Source organism: Bacillus cereus group sp. BfR-BA-01380 (assembly GCF_022663535.1).
Lineage (GTDB): Bacteria > Bacillota > Bacilli > Bacillales > Bacillaceae_G > Bacillus_A > Bacillus_A cereus_BB.
In genome coordinates this window covers 13,273-33,982 of record NZ_JAKUFS010000005.1, presented here as the reverse complement: position 1 = coordinate 33,982, position 20,710 = coordinate 13,273, and the positions used below count along the sequence as shown (strand labels likewise).

Here is a 20,710-nt window from a genome sequence, read left to right as displayed (position 1 = left end):
TTATCCTCTCTCCTCTTGCCAATTCGTAATCGCTTCGTTATTTGTATTATAACGAAAGCTAACTTTACATGCGCGCTTTCGTTTTGTTATACATTGTAAAGTAATAAAAGCATTCCCATCTACTATTGTGTAATCTCCCTTTGCTTCTCCTTTTTCATACGTATGAAAAAATTCTCTTTTTTCCATTTTAGCTTTTAATTCTTGTTTCACATCCGCAACAGCTTGACTCGTTATTTCTTCTAAAATAAACAATTCTTCTGCTTCTGTATAAAACTTTTGATCTGATAGGAATATATTTGTCTCATATACTAAAAAAGACATGAGTAAAAATATGAGGATGATTGTTCCTGGCATTGTAAATCCACTTTCCGATCTCATCCTTTCACCTCAATAGCAGAATAACGGGTAACAACACCATCATATACTTTACCACTTATATCCTGCACACGTATTATTAATGTATGAGCTGCTAATTGATAAGAAATGTCCTTTACTTTTTGCAGAAGAACCTCATGTCCCGCCCCATTTACTTTTCGAATAATATTATTTCCAGACCTGACATATGTGATATGTTCCCCTGTCTTTGTTTTAAAAAGCAATTTTCCTTCCCCATTATTTCCTTCTTCTACATCGCGAAACTCAATTTGCACTTGCTCTAAAAAAACGTTCCATTCCCAGTTCGTAATCTGCTTAGGATAAGGAGGTTCTATAAAGAGGACATGAAGACGCGGAAGAAGAAGAAAAAATACAGATAAAAATAGAAAACATATCATAACTTCTAACAACGTGAACCCAGCTTGCTTATTTTTTAACATAACGACACCGTTCATTCTCACGCTGTTTACTATCTTTCCACACTACACACACCTTTTCGGTCTCCCATTGAATTGTATATACCGTATTTTCATATCGCTTTTCTATTACTGGCGAAACTACATGATCATACATATATACAGCTGCCGCTTCTTTCAAAAGTAGCTGCGCTCTGTACCGAAACTGAATATTTTTCCTTTCCTGCATAATGAGAAGCGTTTGTGGAAGTAATAGCGAAACCGCCATCATTAATAAACTAAGAGACACAAGAATTTCTAGCATAACCGAACCTTTGTCACACTTCATAATACGTAAATCTTCCTCTCCCAAGTTGGAATACAACATGGTACGTTTTGGATTTATAAGAAATAATAATTGTTCCACCTCTATTAATATTACCGTCCGCCCCATAACTCATTGGATTAGGGAATGTGTTTACATTCACCTGTATATCGGATGGATAGTAACGAACAAGAATAGGATTCGTTTCTCCTGAAGATGTAATGCTGTACGAAGCTTGATTAGGAAACCACCGTAATGTGTGACGATTATGGCGGCTCATCGCTACTTGTTGCATGAAAAGGATGTCTTGAGAAAATTGATGCATAAACTGATTCATCTTTTGTTTTTCATAAATCGACGATAAATTAAAATACGTTACAACACTTAAAATAGAAATAGCACTTAATACGAGGAGCATTTCTAATAATGTAAAACCATTTTTCTTCACGATTTCCCTACAACTTTAACCTCTCCATTTGCAGCATCGATTGTAATACTCTCCCCTTTTGGACAAGTTTTAGATGTAATATATTTACCCGTATACAAATCATCCACCGTCGGTATTTTATTATATTCTAATTGATATGCTTGTACTTGTGATTCAACAGACTTTACAAGGGCGTCGCATCCCTTTCCTTGTACAGAAGAGCGCTGTTTTACGACATTTGGAATAATAAGCAGTAGCAACACAGAAATTACAACCATAACAAGCAACATTTCTAACAACGTAAATCCTTTTTCATTTTTCACAGAACACGCCTCCTAAATAGAATTCATCATTTGGAACATCGGCATAATCATCGCTAAATACATAAGCACAACGACCAGTCCGATACATGCAAACAAAAGGGGTTGTATAATAAACAAAGTACGATTAATTTTCTCTTCGATTTTTTCTATTGTCATTTCACTATAATCAGCAAGCTCAGTTGCTAAATTGCCATTTGCTTGTCCATGTTTAATAATATAAGCAAGCTCCTGTTCATAATACGAACGATTCATCATAATAGAGTCAAGATGTTCACCTACCGTTAATAACTCCTGTATTTTGAGAGCTTCGCATTGAAAAAACAAATGATGCTTTTGCTCCCTCATTAACGTTAGTGCTTCTAATATAGATAGCCCGCCTTGTAAAAGGCCGCTTAATTGAATTGCAAAATAGTGCGAGTTTGTTAATTTTAAAAACAGTTTTATAAGGGGCACGCGCATACAAATATCCATTCTCGTAACCGGATGCAACCTTTTTACATACAGCATATATATAAGCACTAGTGTGCCAATTGCAAAAACGACGCCCCCCATAACATACGGAAGTGCTTGAATAACTGTTAAAATATTATCTGTAAATGAAGTGGATGATCCACGGAGTGAACGATATAAAGTAGAAAACTGTGGAAGAAGAACTAGGTTAAATACGAGGAGAATACCTAATAAAAACAAAGAAAGAACGAATGGATAGCGCAGCACTTTCATCATATTTTTTTGATGTTTATCTTTTCTGCCGAGTAGTGAGCTCCCTTGCTGCAATGCAAAAGCAATATCACCATGCTGCTCAGCATAAAATAAATAACTTAAAATATCGGGATGAAACGCAAGTTTATCAAACACATCATGTAAGCTGCTTCCCTTTTTAAATTCTTCGGCAGCATCTTGAAGCTGTATTTGTTTATGCGGTGTTAAGTGAAAATACAGAAACTCTAATGCATGTAATAAAGAATATCCTTTCTCTAAAAGTTCGCCAAGCCTTCGCAGCAACAATGCTTGTTCATGTAACCGCCACTTTTCTTGCTTAAACATAAACATCTTCTTCAATAAACCCTAATGCATAGCCTTTTCTTAATTCATCCTGAAGCGTTGTATATTGGTACGTTGCTTGTTTTCCATTTGCTTCATAAATGACTTCTTTCAATTCATCACCATACAATAATTCATAAATGCTCGCTCTGCGTACGTGACGCATTTTTTTGCATAGAGGTGAGCATTTCCCTTTGCAAAATGGACATTTTAATTCCACTAGTCGCTGCGCCGCTACCGCTAGTAGCGATTGTTCAATTTCTAGGAGTGTAATACCATAATCCATTAAACGGAGCATCGCACTCTTCGCATCATTCGTATGCAATGTGGTCATCACTAAATGACCTGTTAAACTTGCTCGAACCGCCACCTTTGCTGTTTCTTCATCTCGGATCTCTCCCACTAATATAATATCTGGGTCATGACGTAAAATCGCTTTTAATCCAGTTGCATACGTAACACCCGCTTTTTCATTAATTTGAATTTGTAATAGTCCATCCTTTTTCTTTTCAACTGGATCCTCTAGTGTCACAATGCGGCGAGTCTGCTCCTTCTTTGCTACTTCTAAAAGAGCATACATCGTTGTCGTTTTCCCGGAGCCGGTCGGACCTGTAAAAATTATTAATCCGTGCGAATGATGTAAAAAAGAGAGAAGTGTTTTTGCGGAATTTGGGAATAATGAGAGATGAGAGAGATTCGGAACCGCAGTTTGTAAGTGCAACCGAATAACAAGACTTTCATGATGTACAGTTGGCAAAGTAGAAAGGCGTAAATATACCTCCTCATCATCAACTTTCATCTGCAATGAACCATTTTGCGGCTTTCTCCTTTCACCAATATCCATAGCTGCTAAAAACTTAAAGTGTGATACAAGTCGTTCACAAAATTCTTTTGAAGTATGATGTTTTGTCATCAAATCTTTTCCAATACGCAATTGTACAACAGCATCTTCGTGCCGCGGCACAATATGAAGATCTGATGCGCGCAACCTGCATGCTTCTTTCATAATTGTGTCAGCAAACTGTTCGACAGCATTCACTGTTATCGCCTCCTCACTCTTTATATATCATGGCCATCATGAAAAGGAAAATAGTGAATTTTCTATTTTTATTGCATCATTTTTGAATTTCACAAATTAAAAAACCAAAACAGTTTGTGAAATTATGAACAATTAATGAATCATTGCCCAAAAACATGATTATACAACATTATCTATATTATAATATTGTTATCCCAGATAAACTAACGAAGGTGGCGATCCTCATGGAACAAGCTTTAAAAATTACAAACGTACTTTCTGATCCAACACGCTATTATATTTATAAATATATTTCTCAAAAACACACTGAGGTTACCGTACAAGAAATTGCTGACGAATTTGATATTCACCCGAATGTTGCGCGTTTACATCTTTCAAAGCTAGAAGATGTAAATATGTTAAAATCGGAAACAAAAAAAACAGGTAAAGGCGGCCGACCAAGTCGATTATATGCCTTATCAGATGATGTAATTCAACTGCAATTTCCATTTCGTGATTATCAATTGTTAGCACAAATTGCTTGCAATACATTACTTAGCTTAGGCGAAGTCGGTGAGAAAGCACTATATGAAACGGGTAAAAAGTTTGGTAAAGAATTAATGGAACAACAGCTAAATCGATTACGCATTAACGAAAATGAATTGACGGTTGAACAAAAAATACAAATTGCCAAAGAAGCTTTAACAACAGCGGGCTTATCTCCGGAATTTGAATTAAGCACCGATGGATCAAAAATTTTCTATGACGTATACAATTGTCCATTTAAAGAAGTTGCCGTACGTCATCCAAAAGAAGTTTGTAACATGCACGTAGATATGATGAAAGGTATCTTTGAAGTTCTATTTCCAAACATGGAATTAACACATAATGATACTATGTTCGAAACAGGTTGTAAGTCTTGTAATTATCATCTTCATATGTAAAATAGGAAGCCAGATTATACTGGCTTTTTATTATCTTGTAAATGTTTACAATAGTTAGAAAAGTGCATTATAATTAAGAGGAGTATTGAGTTCATACAAAGGGAGGGGAATGGGATGGAGCGCATGTTTCGCGTTCTCGGCTTTTGGACTGGTATTTTTTCCGTAATGTTTTATTTAGGGGATATGTATGGGACAGCACTATTATTTTTAGGACAAACAGGATTTTTTGTACTTTTAAGTTATTTAAAATTAACAGAGCGCATGTACATTTATGTATTTGGCGCATATTTAACAGTCTTCTTCATTGGATTTACATACTATACGACATTCCTTCTTACACCAGGAATTGGACATTAAGATGGCAAATATGCCATCTTTTTTTATCCTCTTTTGATTCCATAGTTGACTTATAGGTTTTATTGGAATATATTTGTATGAAACAGATTTGAAAGGGGAAAAACAATATGAGTACATTGTTAGTTAGCATAAACGTCATCATTATGCTCCTATTACTCGGTGTATTATATTATATGCAACAGAAACACGTTTCTTTTAATAAACGTGTATTTACTGCACTCGGAATCGGAATTACATTCGGACTTATTTTACAATTTTTTTATAAACCAACTTCTGAAGTCATTATCCAATCTAATAATTGGTTTAACTTAATTGGAAGTGGTTATGTTAAGTTGTTACAAATGATTGTTATGCCACTTATTTTAGTTTCAATTACTTCAGCGTTTACAAAATTAAAACTAACCAATAATCTTGGCAAAATTAGCGGTCTTATTATCGGCATTTTACTTCTTACAACTGGAATTGCAGCTGCAGTCGGAATTGCAGCAAGTGCTGGCTTTGATTTACAAGCAACTGGCTTACAGCAAGGCAGTGCAGAAACAGCTCGCTTAAAATTAGTGGAAGAAAAATTCACCTCCATTGAACAAACACCCATTCCGCAAAAATTATTAGAGTTACTCCCTGCAAATCCATTTCTAGATTTAACAGGTGCTCGTCCAACATCAACAATTTCTGTTGTCATTTTTGCCGCATTAATTGGGATTGCCTTCTTAGGAGTAAAAAAGAAATATCCAGAACAAGCGGAACAATTTAAGAATATGCTAGATGCCGTATATGCAGTCGTCATGCGGATGGTAACATTCATTTTACGTCTTACTCCATATGGCGTACTTGCTCTCATGGTAAAAACAGTCTCAGGTAGTGACGTGCAGGCCATTTTAAAACTCGGAAACTTTGTGTTAGCGTCTTATGTAGCACTCATTGTTATGTTTATTATTCACTTATTGCTTATCGCTCTTTCCGGTTTAAATCCAGTACAATATTTGAAAAAGGTATTCCCTGTTTTAACATTTGCGTTTACTTCACGCTCAAGTGCTGGTACACTGCCATTAAATATTGAAGCGCAAAAAGAAAAACTAGGCGTTTCAGAAGGAATTGCAAACTTCGCTGCTTCCTTTGGTGTATCAATTGGTCAAAACGGATGTGCTGGTATTTATCCTGCAATGCTTGCGATGATGGTTGCGCCAACTGTTGGCATCGATCCGTTGCAGCCGCAATTTATCTTAACGTTAATTGCCGTTGTTGCAATTAGTTCATTTGGCGTTGCCGGTGTCGGAGGTGGAGCAACATTTGCAGCACTCATTGTACTTTCTACACTGAACTTACCAATTGGAATTGTTGCACTATTAATCTCTGTTGAACCATTAATTGATATGGGACGTACGGCTTTAAACGTGAGCGGTTCTATGACAGCTGGGATTATTTCTAGCAAATGGCTTGGAGAATTAGATGTACATGCGTACAATGAAGCTGATAATAAAACTGAAGAAGTTGCATTATAAGAAAAAACACCCTGGATGTTCAGGGTGTTTTCCTTTTTTGAAAAATCTATTTACAAATACCCTTGCTCTTCACACCAATCATGAAATTGCCGAACATCTACATCAATTAAAACAATATCTTTTAACTCAATATCAATATACATGCCGTCAATTACAATCACATATTTCGCACTGTTCTCCGCACTATTTCGTTTTATGATTCCTATTTGATTTCGATGCGGTCCATCTTTTACATATGCTTTTTGTCCTGTAATATCAAAGTTCAACATCTTCACCTCTTTCATTTGCTTTACTTATCTATGTATATGATGAAACAACGAAAGAGTCCTCTACTTTTTTGCTTTATTACAATTATTTTTCATTTATTTTATTTTTATAAAATATACATAAAAATTCGTGTTAGAAACACCTTGATAGCGCTTTCTTAAATAGACTCATGTTATACTAATACAGTGAAACCGCCATCAAAAGGTGGCTTCACTAATGGTCATTTTCATACATTGCTTTTGGAGGGCATTTATTCTTCACAATCTTTTTGGCTTTCTCACAGTCTTAAGGTGAAGGGCTTACTGTCCGCAAATAGCGAGATAAAGTCGAACTTCTTAAAGAGGAAAAACAATGGATACAGTAACAATTACAAAAATCATCGAAACTTTACAATCGTATGGATTTCAAAATGTAGCATATTGTGAAAAAACAAAGCAATATTTGTTTCACAACGAGACAGATATTATGAGCGGTTATGCAGCAATAACATATAGCGCTCAATTTGAAAAATTCAGCGTACAAATCCATCCTATTGAAACACATTACCTTACAGAATTGCAAGAAGTCGAGAAGCATATACAATCTTGCATACAAAAGGTTGAGCATTTAAATACGATAATTGAAAAGCAATATAAAAACGCAGAACATACAATTATTCTATAAAAAAGAACGTGCCAAGCACGTTCTTTTTATACATTCATATTTTCTTTAATCTGAAGACCCGTCACATTCTCTAATAATTCACTTGCTTCTTCTAATGTCATCTCAAAAATTGTTCGGTTACCTTCTACATAAGGAAACTTTGGAAAACGTTTCTCCATTTTCTTTATTGTATCAGGTGAAAACATCGCACTATCTACACGAAATTCTGATTCCAATAACACAATGTAGTCTAATAATTGAAACCCTAAGCCATTTATAAAAGAGATGAACTTCTCTTTTGGCTGCGTTGATAAAAAGACATTACGCTCAAGTTCATAAAATAATTCTTCACCTAAAATCTCTTCTAATTCTTCATCATGTTCACGATTGATAATCTCTTCATATCCATAATCATCGACAAGTTCTTCTACTTCTTCCCCGTCTTCAAATAGTAATTGTGTTAAAGTTGCACCTTTCTTATATTCACTTTGCTGTACAACTGTTAAAGAGTTTGTTTTCCATCCTTGTTCTAAATGCATGTTTTATAACTCCTTTTATACATCCTTTATTATTAAATATATAATTTGTAGCAATTATAATCAAACTTGTGTAACACCTAACACTTCTTCTATACATTCTTCTATACTTCCATCAACTATACACACTTCTGGTAAATGGTAAAATGTTGTATCCAAAGGACTATTTCCGCTATATACAAATATTTTCTTTCCCCAAGCAAGTGCCATTCCGAATTCGGTATGACTCCCTTTTCCACCACTTAATAAAAGCAGAAAAACGTCTGCGTCTCGTACAGCTTGTTTTTCTGCTTGTCCAATACTTTGTAATTCTAATCTATTTGTCGCTTTTTCATTTTTTGTCCAATCATATGTATGAATCCACCCTGCTTGTTTCAGTTTATCCGCTACAAGGTGGACAATGTGTTTATTCGCAAAGGCTGAAGCGATGTAAAATTTCATGCTACCTCTCTCCTTCATATACAAAAATAGGTAGAAAAATCTTAGGGGAAAAGGACATTTACAATTCTCTATTTACTTTTTTATCAATTTTATCATTTAACATATCTAATTCAGCTTTAATTTCTGATTTTTCTAATTTTCGTTCTTGTGAAAAATTCCGTCCCATATAAACTATAATACTACCAATATACAATACTAAACAAACAACTAGAGCAATATTTTCACAGAGACTCAGCCCCAACGTAATCACTCCTAATCTCATCCGTATTATCACGCGTCAATAATTAGAATTCGTCTGTCAAATCAATGTTATTGTAACATAAAGTGAAACTTTAATCAGTGGGGGTTTTCTTCATCCCCCACTGATTATCAGCCCTCACCAATCGGGCTTTTACGGGCAGTTTATCTCCCGCCTAACTTCTTAAGAAAAGCGGAAGCGGCTCGCTCAGAATCGCAGGACGTTGGAGCACCCGACAGAGAGGCGCTTTTGGCCTCGTCCGAGGGGGCGAAACGACCGGAGATTCTAGCCGCTAAAGCTGGACAATGATTCCGCTGAATTTTGAGGCGAGAGTATTACTGCCCACGAATAGCGGGATAAAGTGTGCTTTTATCTCTATCTTAAAAAGCAATCCTAAATGGATTGCTTTTTTTACTACTCACCTTTTTCTTTCGAGAAAAACATTCTAGAAATAACAATCCCTAGCCCACCAATAAGTAAGAATAATACTGCACGAATCATCATTGATACTTCTGGTAAATCTAAGAGGAATAACTTAATCACTGTCACAACTAACACAACTAATCCGGCGTATAATATTTCATTCATTCCTCTATTACGCCCAAACCAAACTGAAACTAAAGCATATATCATCCATAAAAGAGAGACAGGTACACTGATAATACTTCCGTCTGTTGAAAGAACCTCTCCTATTCTAGTAATCGTAATAAATACAAGTACCATAAAGCCATATAACGTAATCGAATACACATATTTCCCAAAACGTTGCAACATTGGTTTCACTTTCATCATTCCATAATAAAATGTTCCAACTAGAATGAGATGGGCTACAAAAGCTGCTGACATGAATGTCTCAAATGGACTAACAAGCGTTTGCAACATACCGATTACATAAATAACTCCACTGATATAAAACTTGATTTCTTGTTTTAATTTCGCAGAAGTAACGATACCTAAAAAACCTTGTAACATCAATACAATTGCTCCATTCACTAAACTAAATTCATATAAAATCGCTAAACTAAACGACCCCATCGCAAAACCAAATAAAAGATCTGTAAATGACGATTTTTTATTTTTCATATAGTCAGCCACAAACATTACAGTGTGTACAATTGTACTAATTAACAATCCCCATGTTGTAAAATCCAGAATTTTTACAATTGCTAGAATAAAGAAGATTGCATTGGCACTAAACAAGGCCATTCTAGGTTGATAAATAAAACTTCGATCAATAAACATATGCCAGAAAAGCAGAATATGAATTAATCCATAAACAATTGTTAATTGTACCTGTAAATTTCCGAGTAACACCGTCATAATTACAAAAAAGACAAACGTTACAAGTACAGAAACAGAGTAAGACACCATATATAAATATTGATAGCGATTTTTATACGCATACCATAATAAACTCATCGTTAACACTGTTTCATATCCAAAGAAAATGTAAGAATTAGGTGTTGTACTATTTAATAAGAACGGTACAAAAAAGGCTCCTACAGATACAAATATAGCGAGATACTCTGATTGATATCGCTTAGCTAAATAGATACCGAGTATAATCCAAATAATGTTGAATATAAATGCCATCGTTGCCGGAAAGAAATGATACAAATAATGCGCCGCGAATGTCGTTAAAACAATGCCTGTAATACTTCCTCCAGCTAACACTAAACCTAACGCTTGACGTTCTTTTTTTATTTGTATATCACCTACATAATACAAAGCAACTGATAATGCTACGCCAAATACAATACGAATTGCTGGAGTAAGTAATCCTGCATCCACTCCCGCTTTAAATAGCCAAATTACCCCAAGTAGCATAATGGCAACGAAAATACGTGGTAGCCATGTTTGACAAAATTTTATAATGTCAAATGGTTCAGGCTTAAACGCAGATATATCTACCTGCTTTATATCCGGTTCCTTCACACTTTCTTGGCTAATGACTCTTTCTTCTTGTCGTACATTTTGCACAGGGATACTAACTTCTTGTTTCTTCTCAATAGGTTCCTTTACTTGTTGAACTCTTTCTTCGTCCATTTCTCTTTGCTGTGTTTTTAACTCATAGAGCGTCTCCTGCAATGTATCAATTGCTGTTTCTAGAGCTTCTATTTTTTTGTTCAAATCTTGTTTCATTTTCTCCCCCCTCTAATCATGCTGCTAAATAGAAATATGCCTATAATTAGTTTAATTTCCAATTAACTACATCATACTATTAGTTTATTCATTTTTTAAGAGAATTTTTTCTGATATTCTCCAATTTCTGCTATTATAGTAACAAATAGCATTTCCATTCGACTTTTCAGCTTAACTAGAAAATATTGTTTATAGGCGAATTGTAACTACTCAGTCACTCTATGACAAAAAGGCAGAAAAGCATTTTTTTAAATGATCGAGAGGGACTGGCTATGTATAGGAGCGGTCATGGCCAGACGCTTTCGCCCATCTAAAAAAAGTGGTTTTTATGTTGGCTTTTCAATTTGTATTTATATAGATTAAGTAAAAAAGGTGTTAACAGCTTTCCAAACAGCCCTAAAAGCATGATTTCTATGAAATCATGCTTTCGTAACGTAATCAATAATCGTTTGCAACGCTTCTTGTCCGTTATATTTCTGCATCGATCTTTTATACTGCAAACGATTTTTATATAGTTCTTCTACATATTCAATTAACAAAGTTTCTGTTATGTCTTCTTCAAATAACATACGTCCATATCCTTGTTTTTCAAAAGACTGTCCGTTTAAAATTTGATCCCCTCGGCTCGAAGATTTCGGAAGAGGAATTAATAACATTGGCTTTTGTAATGTTAAAAACTCAAAAATCGCATTGGATCCTGCACGAGAAATGACAATATCTGTTGCCGCTAATATGTCTGGAAGTTCACCATGAACATATTCAAACTGCTTGTATCCCGGTGTATTCTTAAGTTTCTCGTCCATATTGCCTTTCCCGCACAAATGAACAATTTGATAGTTTTGCAGGAGGTTAGGTAATGCGCCGCGTACTGCTTCATTAATGCGTCGTGCTCCTAAGCTGCCTCCCATAACGGTAATAACTGGTTTTGATGCAGTGAATCGTAAAAATTGCAATCCTTTGTTTCGACTTCCTTGCAATACCTCTTCTCGCACAGGCGAACCAGTATATACTGTTTTGTCTTTCGGTAAATGCTTTTTCGCTTCTTCAAACGTAACAAATATTTTCGAAGCAAAGCGGAGAGCAATTTTATTTGCAAGCCCAGGCGTCATATCAGACTCGTGTAAAAAAACAGGAACACGGTTTAGCCACGCACCAATTACAACTGGTACAGACACGAAGCCTCCTTTAGAAAAAATAACATCCGGTTTTAACTTTCGAATAAGGAAATACGCATCCATAACCCCTTTCATAACAAGAAAAGGGTCTTTTATATTTTTCAAATCAAAATATCGGCGAAGCTTCCCACTCGCTATTCCATAATAAGGAATCCCTTCTTTTTCAATAATTGTCTTTTCGATTCCATTATGTGAACCAATATAACACACCTTCCAACCGCTCTTTTGAAAATGTGGTATAAGCGCTAAGTTCGGCGTAACGTGACCAGCAGAACCACCGCCTGTAAATATAATCGTCTTCACAGTATGTCTCCTTTTAATAAAAGTTTTACTATTAATTATAACACACTGAAATAACGCGCTTCTGGATGAGCAAACACCATGGCTGTTACAGAAGCCTCTGGTTCCATCATAAACCCTTCCGTTAAGGAAATTCCAATTTCTTCAGGGCGAAGCAACCGGAATAGTTTTTCTTGATCAGCAAGTTCTGGACACGCAGGATAGCCAAAAGAAACGCGAATCCCTTGATATTTTGTGCGGAACCGCTCTTCCATCGTCATATTTGGTGAATCTGGAAATCCCCAGCGATCACGGATGAGCATATGCGTTTTTTCAGCTAATCCTTCTGCAAGTTCCAGCGCCAGTGATTGAATCGCATGGCTGCGCAAATAATCGCCTTGTTCTTTCCACTTTTCCGCTACGGCACGGACACCTTTCCCAACCGTTACAGCTAAAAAAGCAACATAATCCATTTCATCTCCAACTGGGCGCAAGTAATCACCAAGCGTGCGATGTGGTGCTTTTCCTTGTCTTGGGAATGTAAAACGCTCTAATACACGATCCCGATCTTCTGGATCATAAATTAGAATATCTTGATTTTCACTTTGCGCAGGAAAGAATTGATATACAGCGCTCGGACGTAACCATGATTCTTCCCCGCGAAGCAATTCATCGATTAAGTCATTCAGTTCATGTGCCCTTCTATCCCCTTCTTGTAGCAACTTTTTCACATTCCCCTTTAAACCTAAGTGATGTCCAATTAACATTTGCCGATTTAAAAACGGAGCAAGATGTGCTACTGAAATATCCCGAAGAACGACACGTTTTGTAAAATGCGGTACAATTACTGGTGCTGGCGGTAATTTTTCAATTTGAGCCGGTACCTCTCCTACCTGTTTCTCCTCTTGTACAACAACATGTAAGTGACGCTTCGCTTTTTCCTCGCGCATCTTTTCTCGTTCCTCTTCTTGTTGTAAACGATTGATAAGATCTAATCCTGTCATCGCATCGCTTGCATATAGGACAAGCCCTTGATAAGAAGGGGAAATCCGCGTTTCTGTAAATTTCCGAGTCAGCGCGGCACCTCCTACAACAATAGGAACATCAATATTTGCCGCTTTTAAATCTTCTGCTGTTGTTACCATTTGCTGCGCAGATTTAACAAGTAATCCTGATAAGCCAATAATATCTGGCTTTTGTTCTTTTACCTCTTGAATAATACGATCAGATCGCACATTAATACCGAGATTTACAATGTCATATCCATTATTCGATAAAATAATTTCCACTAAATTTTTACCGATGTCATGCACATCACCTTTTACTGTCGCAAGTAGTACTTTCCCTTTCTTCACACTATCACTTGTCTCCATATACGGCTCTAAATACGCAACGGCCGCTTTCATACTTTCCGCACTTTGCAGCACTTCTGCAACAATAAGCTCATTATGATTAAATAAACGTCCCACTTCATCCATGCCTGCCATAAGTGGTCCGTTAATAATGGCAAGCGGCTTTCTTCCTTCATCTAGCGCCTCTTGCAAGTCATCATGTAATCCTTGCTTCGTGCCTTCTATAATATAATGAGCTAACCGCTCATCAAGTGTTAACGTTTCAGCTACTACGACTTCTTTTTGCTTCACATTTCTATAAAAATTTGTAAATTTCTCTAATGTTTCTTTCGTCGTCTCAAACAAAAGTGCATTCGCCAATGCCTTTTCTTCTTCAGAAATAGAAGCATAACGCTCTAGCTTTTCAGTATTCACGATTGCATAATCTAAACCAGCCTTTGTCGCATGATATAAAAAGACCGAATTTAATACTTCGCGTCCTGCTGGTGGTAAACCAAATGAAATGTTACTTACACCTAATATCGTTAAACATTCAGGTAGCTCTTCTTTTATGAGCCGAATGCCTTCAATTGTCGCTGCAGCTGAACCGATGTATTCTTCATCACCTGTTCCAACGGGAAAGACAAGTGCGTCAAAAATAATATCTGACGGACGCACTCCATATTTTGTTGTTAATAGCTCATAACTTCTTTTCGCAATTTCAAGCTTCCGCTCAGCCGTTACCGCCATACCAATTTCATCAATTGTTCCCACAACAATAGCCGATCCGTACTGTTTAATAAGCGGAATCACTTTTTCAAAACGCTCTTCTCCATTTTCTAAGTTAATAGAGTTAATCACCCCTTTTCCTTGCAAATAAGTAAGAGCTCGATTCATCACTTGCTCGTCAGTCGAATCAATCATGATTGGCACCTTTAATACTTTCGTCACAGCTTGCAAGAAATTCTCCATATCTTCTATTTCATCACGGTCTGGGTCTGCCATACAAATATCAATAATATGGGCATTTTTCTTTACTTGTGCCCTTGCTACTTCCGCCGCCTCTTCAAAATTCCCTTCTGCAACAAGACGTTTAAATTTGCGTGAACCAATTACATTCGTACGCTCTCCAACGAATAACGGGCGCATAGAATCTTCATATTGCAGCGCTTCAAGTCCACTAATTCCATGTCCTTTTCTTTCTCGTTTCACCCGTGGCTGAAATGATAATAACGCCTCTTTCATCGCACGAATATGTACCGGCGTTGTCCCGCAGCAACCGCCAACAATATTCACCCAGCTTTCTTCTGCAAACTGCTTCACTTTATGAGCAAGGGACTGCGGCGATTCATGATAATGACCGTCTTCATCTGGAAGCCCAGCATTTGGATAACAAGAGATGTAACACTCAGATAACTCTGCCAGTGAACGAATATGTTCTCTCATAAACTCTGGTCCTGTTGCACAGTTTAACCCAACCGATAATGGATTCATATGCTCTACCGATAAGTAGAATGCTTCAATTGTTTGCCCAGCTAACGTCGTTCCCATCGGTTCAATTGTTCCGGAAATCATAAGCGGAACTTTTTTTTCTGCCTCAATAAATGCCTTTTCAATTCCTAAACAGGCTGCTTTTACATTTCGCATGTCCTGACTTGTTTCTACAAGCAACAAATCGACACCACCGCGCAGTAAACCACGTGTTTGTCTTGTATATGCCTCAATAAGCTCTTCAAAAGTAACGCCACCCGTAACACTAATCGCTTTTGTCGTCGGGCCCATTGCACCGGCTACATATACTTCTTTACCGCTTTCTTTGACAGCTTGTTTCGCTAACCTGGCAGCTCGTTCATTCAACTCCTCATCTAAGTGAGAAAGGTTATAATCACTGAGTACAATGTTCGTTGCACCAAATGTATTCGTTTCAATAATATCGGCTCCTGCTTCAATATACGCTTTATGAATATGTAAAATAACGTCCGGCCGAGTTTTTACTAAATATTCATTACAGCCCTCATATTCTTCTCCGCCAAAATCTGCAGCCGAAAGGTCTTCTTGTTGAATCATCGTTCCCATTGCACCATCTAATATTAAAATTTCTTGCTGCAATCTTTCCTCGATTGGTCTCATATATTCATTCCTTCTTTCTGCTCTTTCCTCGCTTGAATATACTGAATGAGCGTTTCTGTCACTTCATATTTTAAAAATGGTGTGATTAAATAAATACCATTGAATAACTCCATCGCAGCATCAATTAATTCTTTAGATATATGGATTCCTTCTGCCACTGCTTCTTCTGATGTCTTATGTCCGGTCATACGCCTTCTCACTTCTTCTGGAAGAGTAATGCCTGGCACCTCAAAATGTAAAAAGTCTGCATTTCGTTTACTTACAAGCGGCATAATCCCAATAAAAATTGGCTGTTCGATATGCTTCGTTGCTTCATACACGTTTCGAATGACTGCTGCATCATAAATGGGCTGTGTTAAAAAATACTCAGCACCAGCTGCAATTTTTTTCTCCATATGTTTTACAGCTGCCTCGATATGTCTTACATGCGGATTAAAAGCCCCGCCAACCGAAAAACGGGTAGCTGTTCCAATTGTTTTTCCTAAAATAGACCGGCCATTGTTCATTTCTTTAATCATTTTAATGAGTTCTATAGAAGAGAGGTCATATACAGATGTTGCACCAGGAAAATCACCAACCCTCGCAGGATCTCCGGTTAATGCTAATACTTCCTCCAGACCGAGCGCTGCTAATCCTAGTAAATGAGACTGCAGCCCAATCACATTATGATCACGGCACGTTAAATGAGTTAATATAGGGATATCGTGCTTTGTTAATAACGCTCCCATTGCCATATTTGATACGCGGGGCGATGCTAAGGAGTTATCAGCTAACGTAATGGCATCTGCCCCTGCACGCTTCAGCGCCTTAGCTCCTTCAAAAAATCTCTGTGTATCCAACGTTTTTGGCGGATCTAGCTCAACAATCACTGTCGTTTCCTTTTTCGCTTTTTCTGCTAATGTAATGCGATCTACTGCAATGACATGCTGTGTTGTTATTACTTCAGCTCGCTTTACAACTTCTTTAGCTGTTACAGGATGCTCATTTTCAAGTGCTCGCTTCATCGCCTCGATATGGGAAGGAGTTGTACCGCAACACCCCCCAAGCAGCCTAACGCCTTGCTTAATAAATTCCGGTGCCATCTCTTCAAAATAAGCAGGACTTCCTTCGTATACGTAACGGCCTTCTACATATTTAGGAAGACCAGCATTTGGATACGCAGATAAATAACCATACTTAGGAATTTCTATTATTTTAAAAGATTCAATCATATGAAGCGGTCCTAACTGACAATTTAATCCGACCACATTTGCACCATACTCTATAAGCTGCCTAAGCACATCATCTACACTATTTCCATTTTGAGTTGTACCCGCTTGGTGAAGGGCAAGCTGCGCAATAAGAGGGACATTTGTTTGCTTACGTAATACCTTCACTGCATGAAGTAATTCAAATTCATCGTAAAACGTTTCTAATAATAACCCATCAACACTTTCTTCTAGCAGGGCATCTGCTTGCTCTAAGAGCATAAATTCACGCTCCATATCAGTGGTTGTAACTGCTCCAATATGTTTCATTCCACCAATGGTCCCAACGATTGCATTCTTTTCTGTCACAGCTTCTTTTGCATGTCTTACAGCAGCCCGGTTAATTTCCCTTACGCGATCCTCAAGACCATACATGCGAAGTTTCCCTTCATTTGCTCCGTATGTATTGGTTTGAATGACATCTGCCCCTGCTGCAACATATTGTTTATGAATCGAAATAATCCGCTCCGGCTCAGATACATTCAATTCTTCAAAGCAGCTTTGTAAACCATGAGAATATAGCAATGTTCCCATCGCTCCGTCTCCAATCACAATTCCTCTTTGCAATAAATCTAGTAATTTCACATGTCTCCCTCTCTTTCTTCAATATAAAAACCCCCTCTTCTCAATGAAGAGGGGGACAGCATTTTATCCTCCTCTTATCATTCAGAACAATTTGTTCCGCAGGTCTTAGCACCGTTTCAAACATGTTGTTTGAAGGTTGCTGGGTTTCACAGGGCCTTTCCCTCCACCACTCTTAATAAGAGTTTTATTCGATTATAATTACAAAAAGTAAACATCATCCGTTCACTTATTAACAATCTTTGTTAATTTTTTCACTAATTTAGCATGTTAAAATACGAAAGTCAATGAAAATAAAGAAAAGTAAAATTATTCAAAAAATAGTTGCATTTCTTTCTAACTTTATTGTAAAGTAAAAAGCATAATCAAAAACTTCATATTTCGAATTCTTATCGAGAGAGGTCGAGGGACTGGCCCAATGACGCCTCAGCAACCATTAACAAGCTTTTTATTGTTAATAAGGTGCTAATTCCAGCAAATTGAGAAATGATTTGACAGATAAGAAGAAGACTATATTCGCCGTATATAAGCCTTCTTCTTAGAAGGCTTTTTTATTTTGCACTAAGGAGGAATTCTATTATGTCTACAATGGAAACAAAGCTTGCCCAAATTGGAAATCGCAGTGAAGCAACAACCGGAGCAGTCAATCCACCCGTTTACTTCTCCACTGCGTATCGCCACGAAGGAATCGGAAAGTCAACAGGATTTGATTATTCCCGAACTGGAAATCCAACGCGCCTTCTATTAGAACTCGCAATCGCTGACTTAGAACAGGGAGAACAAGGCTACGCCTGTAGCTCAGGAATGGCTGCTGTACTTCTTGTCCTTTCACTATTCCGCTCTGGTGATGAACTTATTGTATCTGAAGATTTATACGGCGGAACGTATCGTCTATTTACAGAACACGAACAAAAATGGGATGTTCGATGTAAATACGTAAATACCCAACAGATACGAGAAATCGAAAATGCAATTTCACCGAATACAAAAGCAATTTTCATAGAAACTCCCACTAATCCACTGATGCAAATAACGGACATTGCAGCAGTTGCTACTGTTGCAAAACGTCACAACTTGCTCCTTATTGTTGATAACACATTCTACACCCCCTATTTACAACAACCATTAACAACAGGTGCCGATATTGTCCTGCATAGCGCTACAAAATATTTAGGCGGTCATAATGATGTATTAAGCGGGCTCGTTGTTGCAAAAGGCGCAAAATTATGTGAAGAACTCGCTCACTATCACAACGCATCTGGAGCTGTGTTAAGCCCATTTGATTCTTGGCTTTTAATACGCGGCATGAAAACATTAGCACTGCGCATGAAGCAGCATGAAGAGAACGCAAAAGCAATTGTTGTCTTTTTACAAGAAGAAGAATCTATAACCGATGTATTTTACCCAGGAAAAGGCGGTATGCTCTCTTTTAAACTACGAGAAGAAGCGTGGATTAATCCGTTCTTACAATCTCTTTCTCTTATTACATTTGCAGAAAGTCTTGGCGGTGTAGAAAGCTTTATTACATACCCCGCAACACAAACACACGCCGATATACCAGAAGATATTCGCATCGCACGAGGCGTTTGTAATCGTCTGCTCCGCTTCTCCGTAGGAATTGAAAACAAAGATGATTTAATTCAAGACTTACAGCAAGCATTAAAACAAGTAAAAGAAGAGGTGAGAACATGAGTTATTCCCTAGATACACTTTTACTTCATAATCGTTTTAAGCATGACAAACAAACAGGTGCTGTAAATGTTCCTGTTTACAATACATCTACGTTTCATCAATTTGATGTAGATACATTTGGAAGATATGATTATAGTCGTTCTGGAAATCCAACGCGCGAAGCTCTCGAGGAACTCATCGCTTTATTAGAAGGCGGAAGCAAAGGATTTGCCTTCTCATCAGGCATGGCTGCTATTTCCACTGCTTTTCTTCTTTTATCTCAAGGAGACCATGTCCTTATTTCTGAAGACGTGTACGGAGGTACATACCGAATTATAACGGAAGTTCTCTCTCGTTATGGCGTCTCACACACATTCGTTGACATGACAAATTTAGAAGAAATAAAGCGAAACATTCGTCTAAATACAAAAGTCTTTTACATCGAAACACCATCCAATCCATTATTAAAAGTGACGGATATTAAAGCCGTTTGCGAGTTTGCAAAATCTGCTCATGCGCTCACTTTTGTTGATAATACATTTTTAACACCGCTATACCAAAAACCATTAGAACTTGGGGCTGATATCGTTCTCCATAGTGCAACAAAATTCCTTGCAGGTCATAGTGATGTTACCGCAGGATTAGCAGTCGTAAAAGATAAAGAACTCGCAAAAAAAGTGGGATTTTTACAAAATTCTTTTGGAGCTATATTAGGACCACAAGATTCCTCCCTTGTCCTTCGCGGTTTAAAAACATTGCACGTCCGCTTAGAGCATTCTTCACGAGGTGCTGAAAAAATCGCCTGTTATTTACAGCAGCATCCCAAAATTAAAGATATCTATTATCCCGGGTTACCGTCACACCCTGGATATGAAACGCAACACAATCAAGCAAAATCAGCAGGAGCGGTCCTCTCCTTTACACTAGAATCTGAACATGCACTGCGACAATTTCTAGCACACATTCAACTTCCCGTATTCGCAGTTAGTTTAGGGGCTGTTGAATCGATTCTTTCCTATCCAGCAAAAATGTCACACGCTGCCATGTCACAAGAAGAACGTGAAAAACGAGGAATTTCAAATTCATTGCTGCGCTTATCGGTTGGATTAGAAAACGCAGACGATTTAATTGCGGACTTTGAGCATGCACTTACGTATGTAGAAGAATTTATTATTTCGTGAATAACCCCTCCTTATCCACCTTACGGTCTGATTGAAGCAGGGGCTTCCTGTTTCACAGACCGTTGCATAGTGGGGGGCCACCGTGTCTTACACAGTCTCCACAGGCTTAGATTATACTGTTCGGACATAACCTTGCCC

The 20,710-nt window shown here is 37.4% G+C and carries 21 protein-coding genes and 2 riboswitches; of the genes, 6 read left to right on the top strand and 15 right to left on the bottom strand.

The annotated features are described in order from the left end of the window. From comGG to comGA, 7 genes are read right to left on the bottom strand one after another with little or no spacing between them, the layout of a single operon-like run. Positions 1 to 378 carry a competence type IV pilus minor pilin ComGG gene (gene comGG, locus MR076_RS06230; RefSeq protein WP_242218760.1) on the bottom strand — a complete coding sequence of 126 codons (378 nt, stop codon included), beginning with the start codon at positions 376 to 378 and terminating at the stop codon, positions 1 to 3. Next, positions 375 to 830 carry a competence type IV pilus minor pilin ComGF gene (comGF, locus tag MR076_RS06225; protein ID WP_242219201.1) on the bottom strand — a complete coding sequence of 152 codons (456 nt, stop codon included), beginning with the start codon at positions 828 to 830 and terminating at the stop codon, positions 375 to 377. Before comGF ends, comGG begins: the two co-directional genes overlap by 4 nt. Then, positions 802 to 1,119 (bottom strand): type II secretion system protein, encoded by a 318-nt coding sequence (locus MR076_RS06220; RefSeq protein ID WP_242218754.1) that lies wholly within the window; start codon positions 1,117 to 1,119, stop codon positions 802 to 804. The genes comGF and MR076_RS06220 overlap by 29 nt, the downstream gene beginning before the upstream one ends. After that, positions 1,109 to 1,543: a competence type IV pilus minor pilin ComGD gene (gene comGD / locus MR076_RS06215; protein WP_242218752.1), complete on the bottom strand. Its 435-nt coding sequence runs from the start codon at positions 1,541 to 1,543 to the stop codon at positions 1,109 to 1,111. Before comGD ends, MR076_RS06220 begins: the two co-directional genes overlap by 11 nt. Continuing rightward, positions 1,540 to 1,845: a competence type IV pilus major pilin ComGC gene (gene comGC, locus MR076_RS06210; RefSeq protein ID WP_242218749.1), complete on the bottom strand. Its 306-nt coding sequence runs from the start codon at positions 1,843 to 1,845 to the stop codon at positions 1,540 to 1,542. Before comGC ends, comGD begins: the two co-directional genes overlap by 4 nt. A 12-nt stretch (positions 1,846 to 1,857) precedes the next feature. Next, complete coding sequence (gene comGB / locus MR076_RS06205; RefSeq protein WP_277928396.1) at positions 1,858 to 2,898, bottom strand: competence type IV pilus assembly protein ComGB; 1,041 nt, start codon at positions 2,896 to 2,898, stop codon at positions 1,858 to 1,860. Continuing rightward, entirely contained in the window at positions 2,885 to 3,928 is a 1,044-nt protein-coding gene (comGA, locus tag MR076_RS06200) for a competence type IV pilus ATPase ComGA (RefSeq protein WP_242218745.1), read from the bottom strand. The genes comGB and comGA overlap by 14 nt, the downstream gene beginning before the upstream one ends. A 224-nt stretch (positions 3,929 to 4,152) precedes the next feature. Between comGA and MR076_RS06195 the strand changes: the two genes are divergently transcribed. The 3 genes from MR076_RS06195 to MR076_RS06185 all read left to right on the top strand — a co-directional run bounded on the left by MR076_RS06195 (position 4,153) and on the right by MR076_RS06185 (position 6,710). Then, the gene (locus MR076_RS06195; protein ID WP_242218744.1) at positions 4,153 to 4,851 is read left to right on the top strand and encodes a helix-turn-helix transcriptional regulator; all 699 of its coding nucleotides are present in this window, start codon (positions 4,153 to 4,155) and stop codon (positions 4,849 to 4,851) included. Between the two features lie 114 nt (positions 4,852 to 4,965). Beyond that, the gene (locus MR076_RS06190; protein ID WP_230574913.1) at positions 4,966 to 5,208 is read left to right on the top strand and encodes a DUF2626 domain-containing protein; all 243 of its coding nucleotides are present in this window, start codon (positions 4,966 to 4,968) and stop codon (positions 5,206 to 5,208) included. A gap of 107 nt (positions 5,209 to 5,315) precedes the next feature. Further along, positions 5,316 to 6,710 (top strand): L-cystine transporter, encoded by a 1,395-nt coding sequence (locus MR076_RS06185; protein ID WP_242218742.1) that lies wholly within the window; start codon positions 5,316 to 5,318, stop codon positions 6,708 to 6,710. Between the two features lie 50 nt (positions 6,711 to 6,760). Here MR076_RS06185 and MR076_RS06180 read toward each other — a convergent pair whose 3' ends face one another. Next, complete coding sequence (locus MR076_RS06180; protein ID WP_242219199.1) at positions 6,761 to 6,976, bottom strand: DUF3912 family protein; 216 nt, start codon at positions 6,974 to 6,976, stop codon at positions 6,761 to 6,763. Between the two features lie 352 nt (positions 6,977 to 7,328). On the opposite strand from MR076_RS06180, the gene MR076_RS06175 reads away from it, so the two are divergent. Further along, a complete protein-coding gene (locus MR076_RS06175) occupies positions 7,329 to 7,640 on the top strand; it encodes a hypothetical protein (protein ID WP_242218741.1) in 312 nt (103 codons plus the stop codon). A gap of 26 nt (positions 7,641 to 7,666) precedes the next feature. Here MR076_RS06175 and MR076_RS06170 read toward each other — a convergent pair whose 3' ends face one another. The 7 genes from MR076_RS06170 to MR076_RS06140 form a co-directional block, all read right to left on the bottom strand. Continuing rightward, positions 7,667 to 8,158 carry a hypothetical protein gene (locus tag MR076_RS06170; protein ID WP_242218739.1) on the bottom strand — a complete coding sequence of 164 codons (492 nt, stop codon included), beginning with the start codon at positions 8,156 to 8,158 and terminating at the stop codon, positions 7,667 to 7,669. Positions 8,159 to 8,218: 60 nt separating this feature from the next. Then, entirely contained in the window at positions 8,219 to 8,596 is a 378-nt protein-coding gene (locus MR076_RS06165) for a nucleoside 2-deoxyribosyltransferase (protein ID WP_242218737.1), read from the bottom strand. A gap of 58 nt (positions 8,597 to 8,654) precedes the next feature. Then, a complete protein-coding gene (locus MR076_RS06160; RefSeq protein WP_242218735.1) occupies positions 8,655 to 8,858 on the bottom strand; it encodes a DUF3966 domain-containing protein in 204 nt (67 codons plus the stop codon). Positions 8,859 to 9,248: 390 nt separating this feature from the next. Then, positions 9,249 to 10,976 carry a DUF2339 domain-containing protein gene (locus MR076_RS06155; RefSeq protein WP_242218733.1) on the bottom strand — a complete coding sequence of 576 codons (1,728 nt, stop codon included), beginning with the start codon at positions 10,974 to 10,976 and terminating at the stop codon, positions 9,249 to 9,251. Positions 10,977 to 11,395: 419 nt separating this feature from the next. Next, positions 11,396 to 12,454 carry an undecaprenyldiphospho-muramoylpentapeptide beta-N-acetylglucosaminyltransferase gene (locus MR076_RS06150; protein ID WP_242218731.1) on the bottom strand — a complete coding sequence of 353 codons (1,059 nt, stop codon included), beginning with the start codon at positions 12,452 to 12,454 and terminating at the stop codon, positions 11,396 to 11,398. 35 nt (positions 12,455 to 12,489) lie between these two features. Then, on the bottom strand, positions 12,490 to 15,891 hold the full coding sequence (gene metH, locus MR076_RS06145; protein WP_242218729.1) for a methionine synthase: 3,402 nt from the start codon (positions 15,889 to 15,891) through the stop codon (positions 12,490 to 12,492). Further along, positions 15,888 to 17,723: a bifunctional homocysteine S-methyltransferase/methylenetetrahydrofolate reductase gene (locus tag MR076_RS06140; RefSeq protein WP_242218727.1), complete on the bottom strand. Its 1,836-nt coding sequence runs from the start codon at positions 17,721 to 17,723 to the stop codon at positions 15,888 to 15,890. The genes metH and MR076_RS06140 overlap by 4 nt, the downstream gene beginning before the upstream one ends. 71 nt (positions 17,724 to 17,794) lie before the next feature. Beyond that, positions 17,795 to 17,905, bottom strand: a riboswitch (SAM riboswitch). 201 nt (positions 17,906 to 18,106) lie between these two features. Then, a riboswitch (SAM riboswitch) is annotated at positions 18,107 to 18,225 on the top strand. A 74-nt stretch (positions 18,226 to 18,299) separates the two neighbouring features. Here MR076_RS06140 and MR076_RS06135 point away from each other — a divergent pair. Continuing rightward, positions 18,300 to 19,412 carry a methionine biosynthesis PLP-dependent protein gene (locus tag MR076_RS06135; protein ID WP_242218725.1) on the top strand — a complete coding sequence of 371 codons (1,113 nt, stop codon included), beginning with the start codon at positions 18,300 to 18,302 and terminating at the stop codon, positions 19,410 to 19,412. After that, positions 19,409 to 20,572 carry a cystathionine beta-lyase gene (metC, locus tag MR076_RS06130; RefSeq protein WP_242218723.1) on the top strand — a complete coding sequence of 388 codons (1,164 nt, stop codon included), beginning with the start codon at positions 19,409 to 19,411 and terminating at the stop codon, positions 20,570 to 20,572. The genes MR076_RS06135 and metC overlap by 4 nt, the downstream gene beginning before the upstream one ends. Positions 20,573 to 20,710 lie beyond the last annotated feature (138 nt).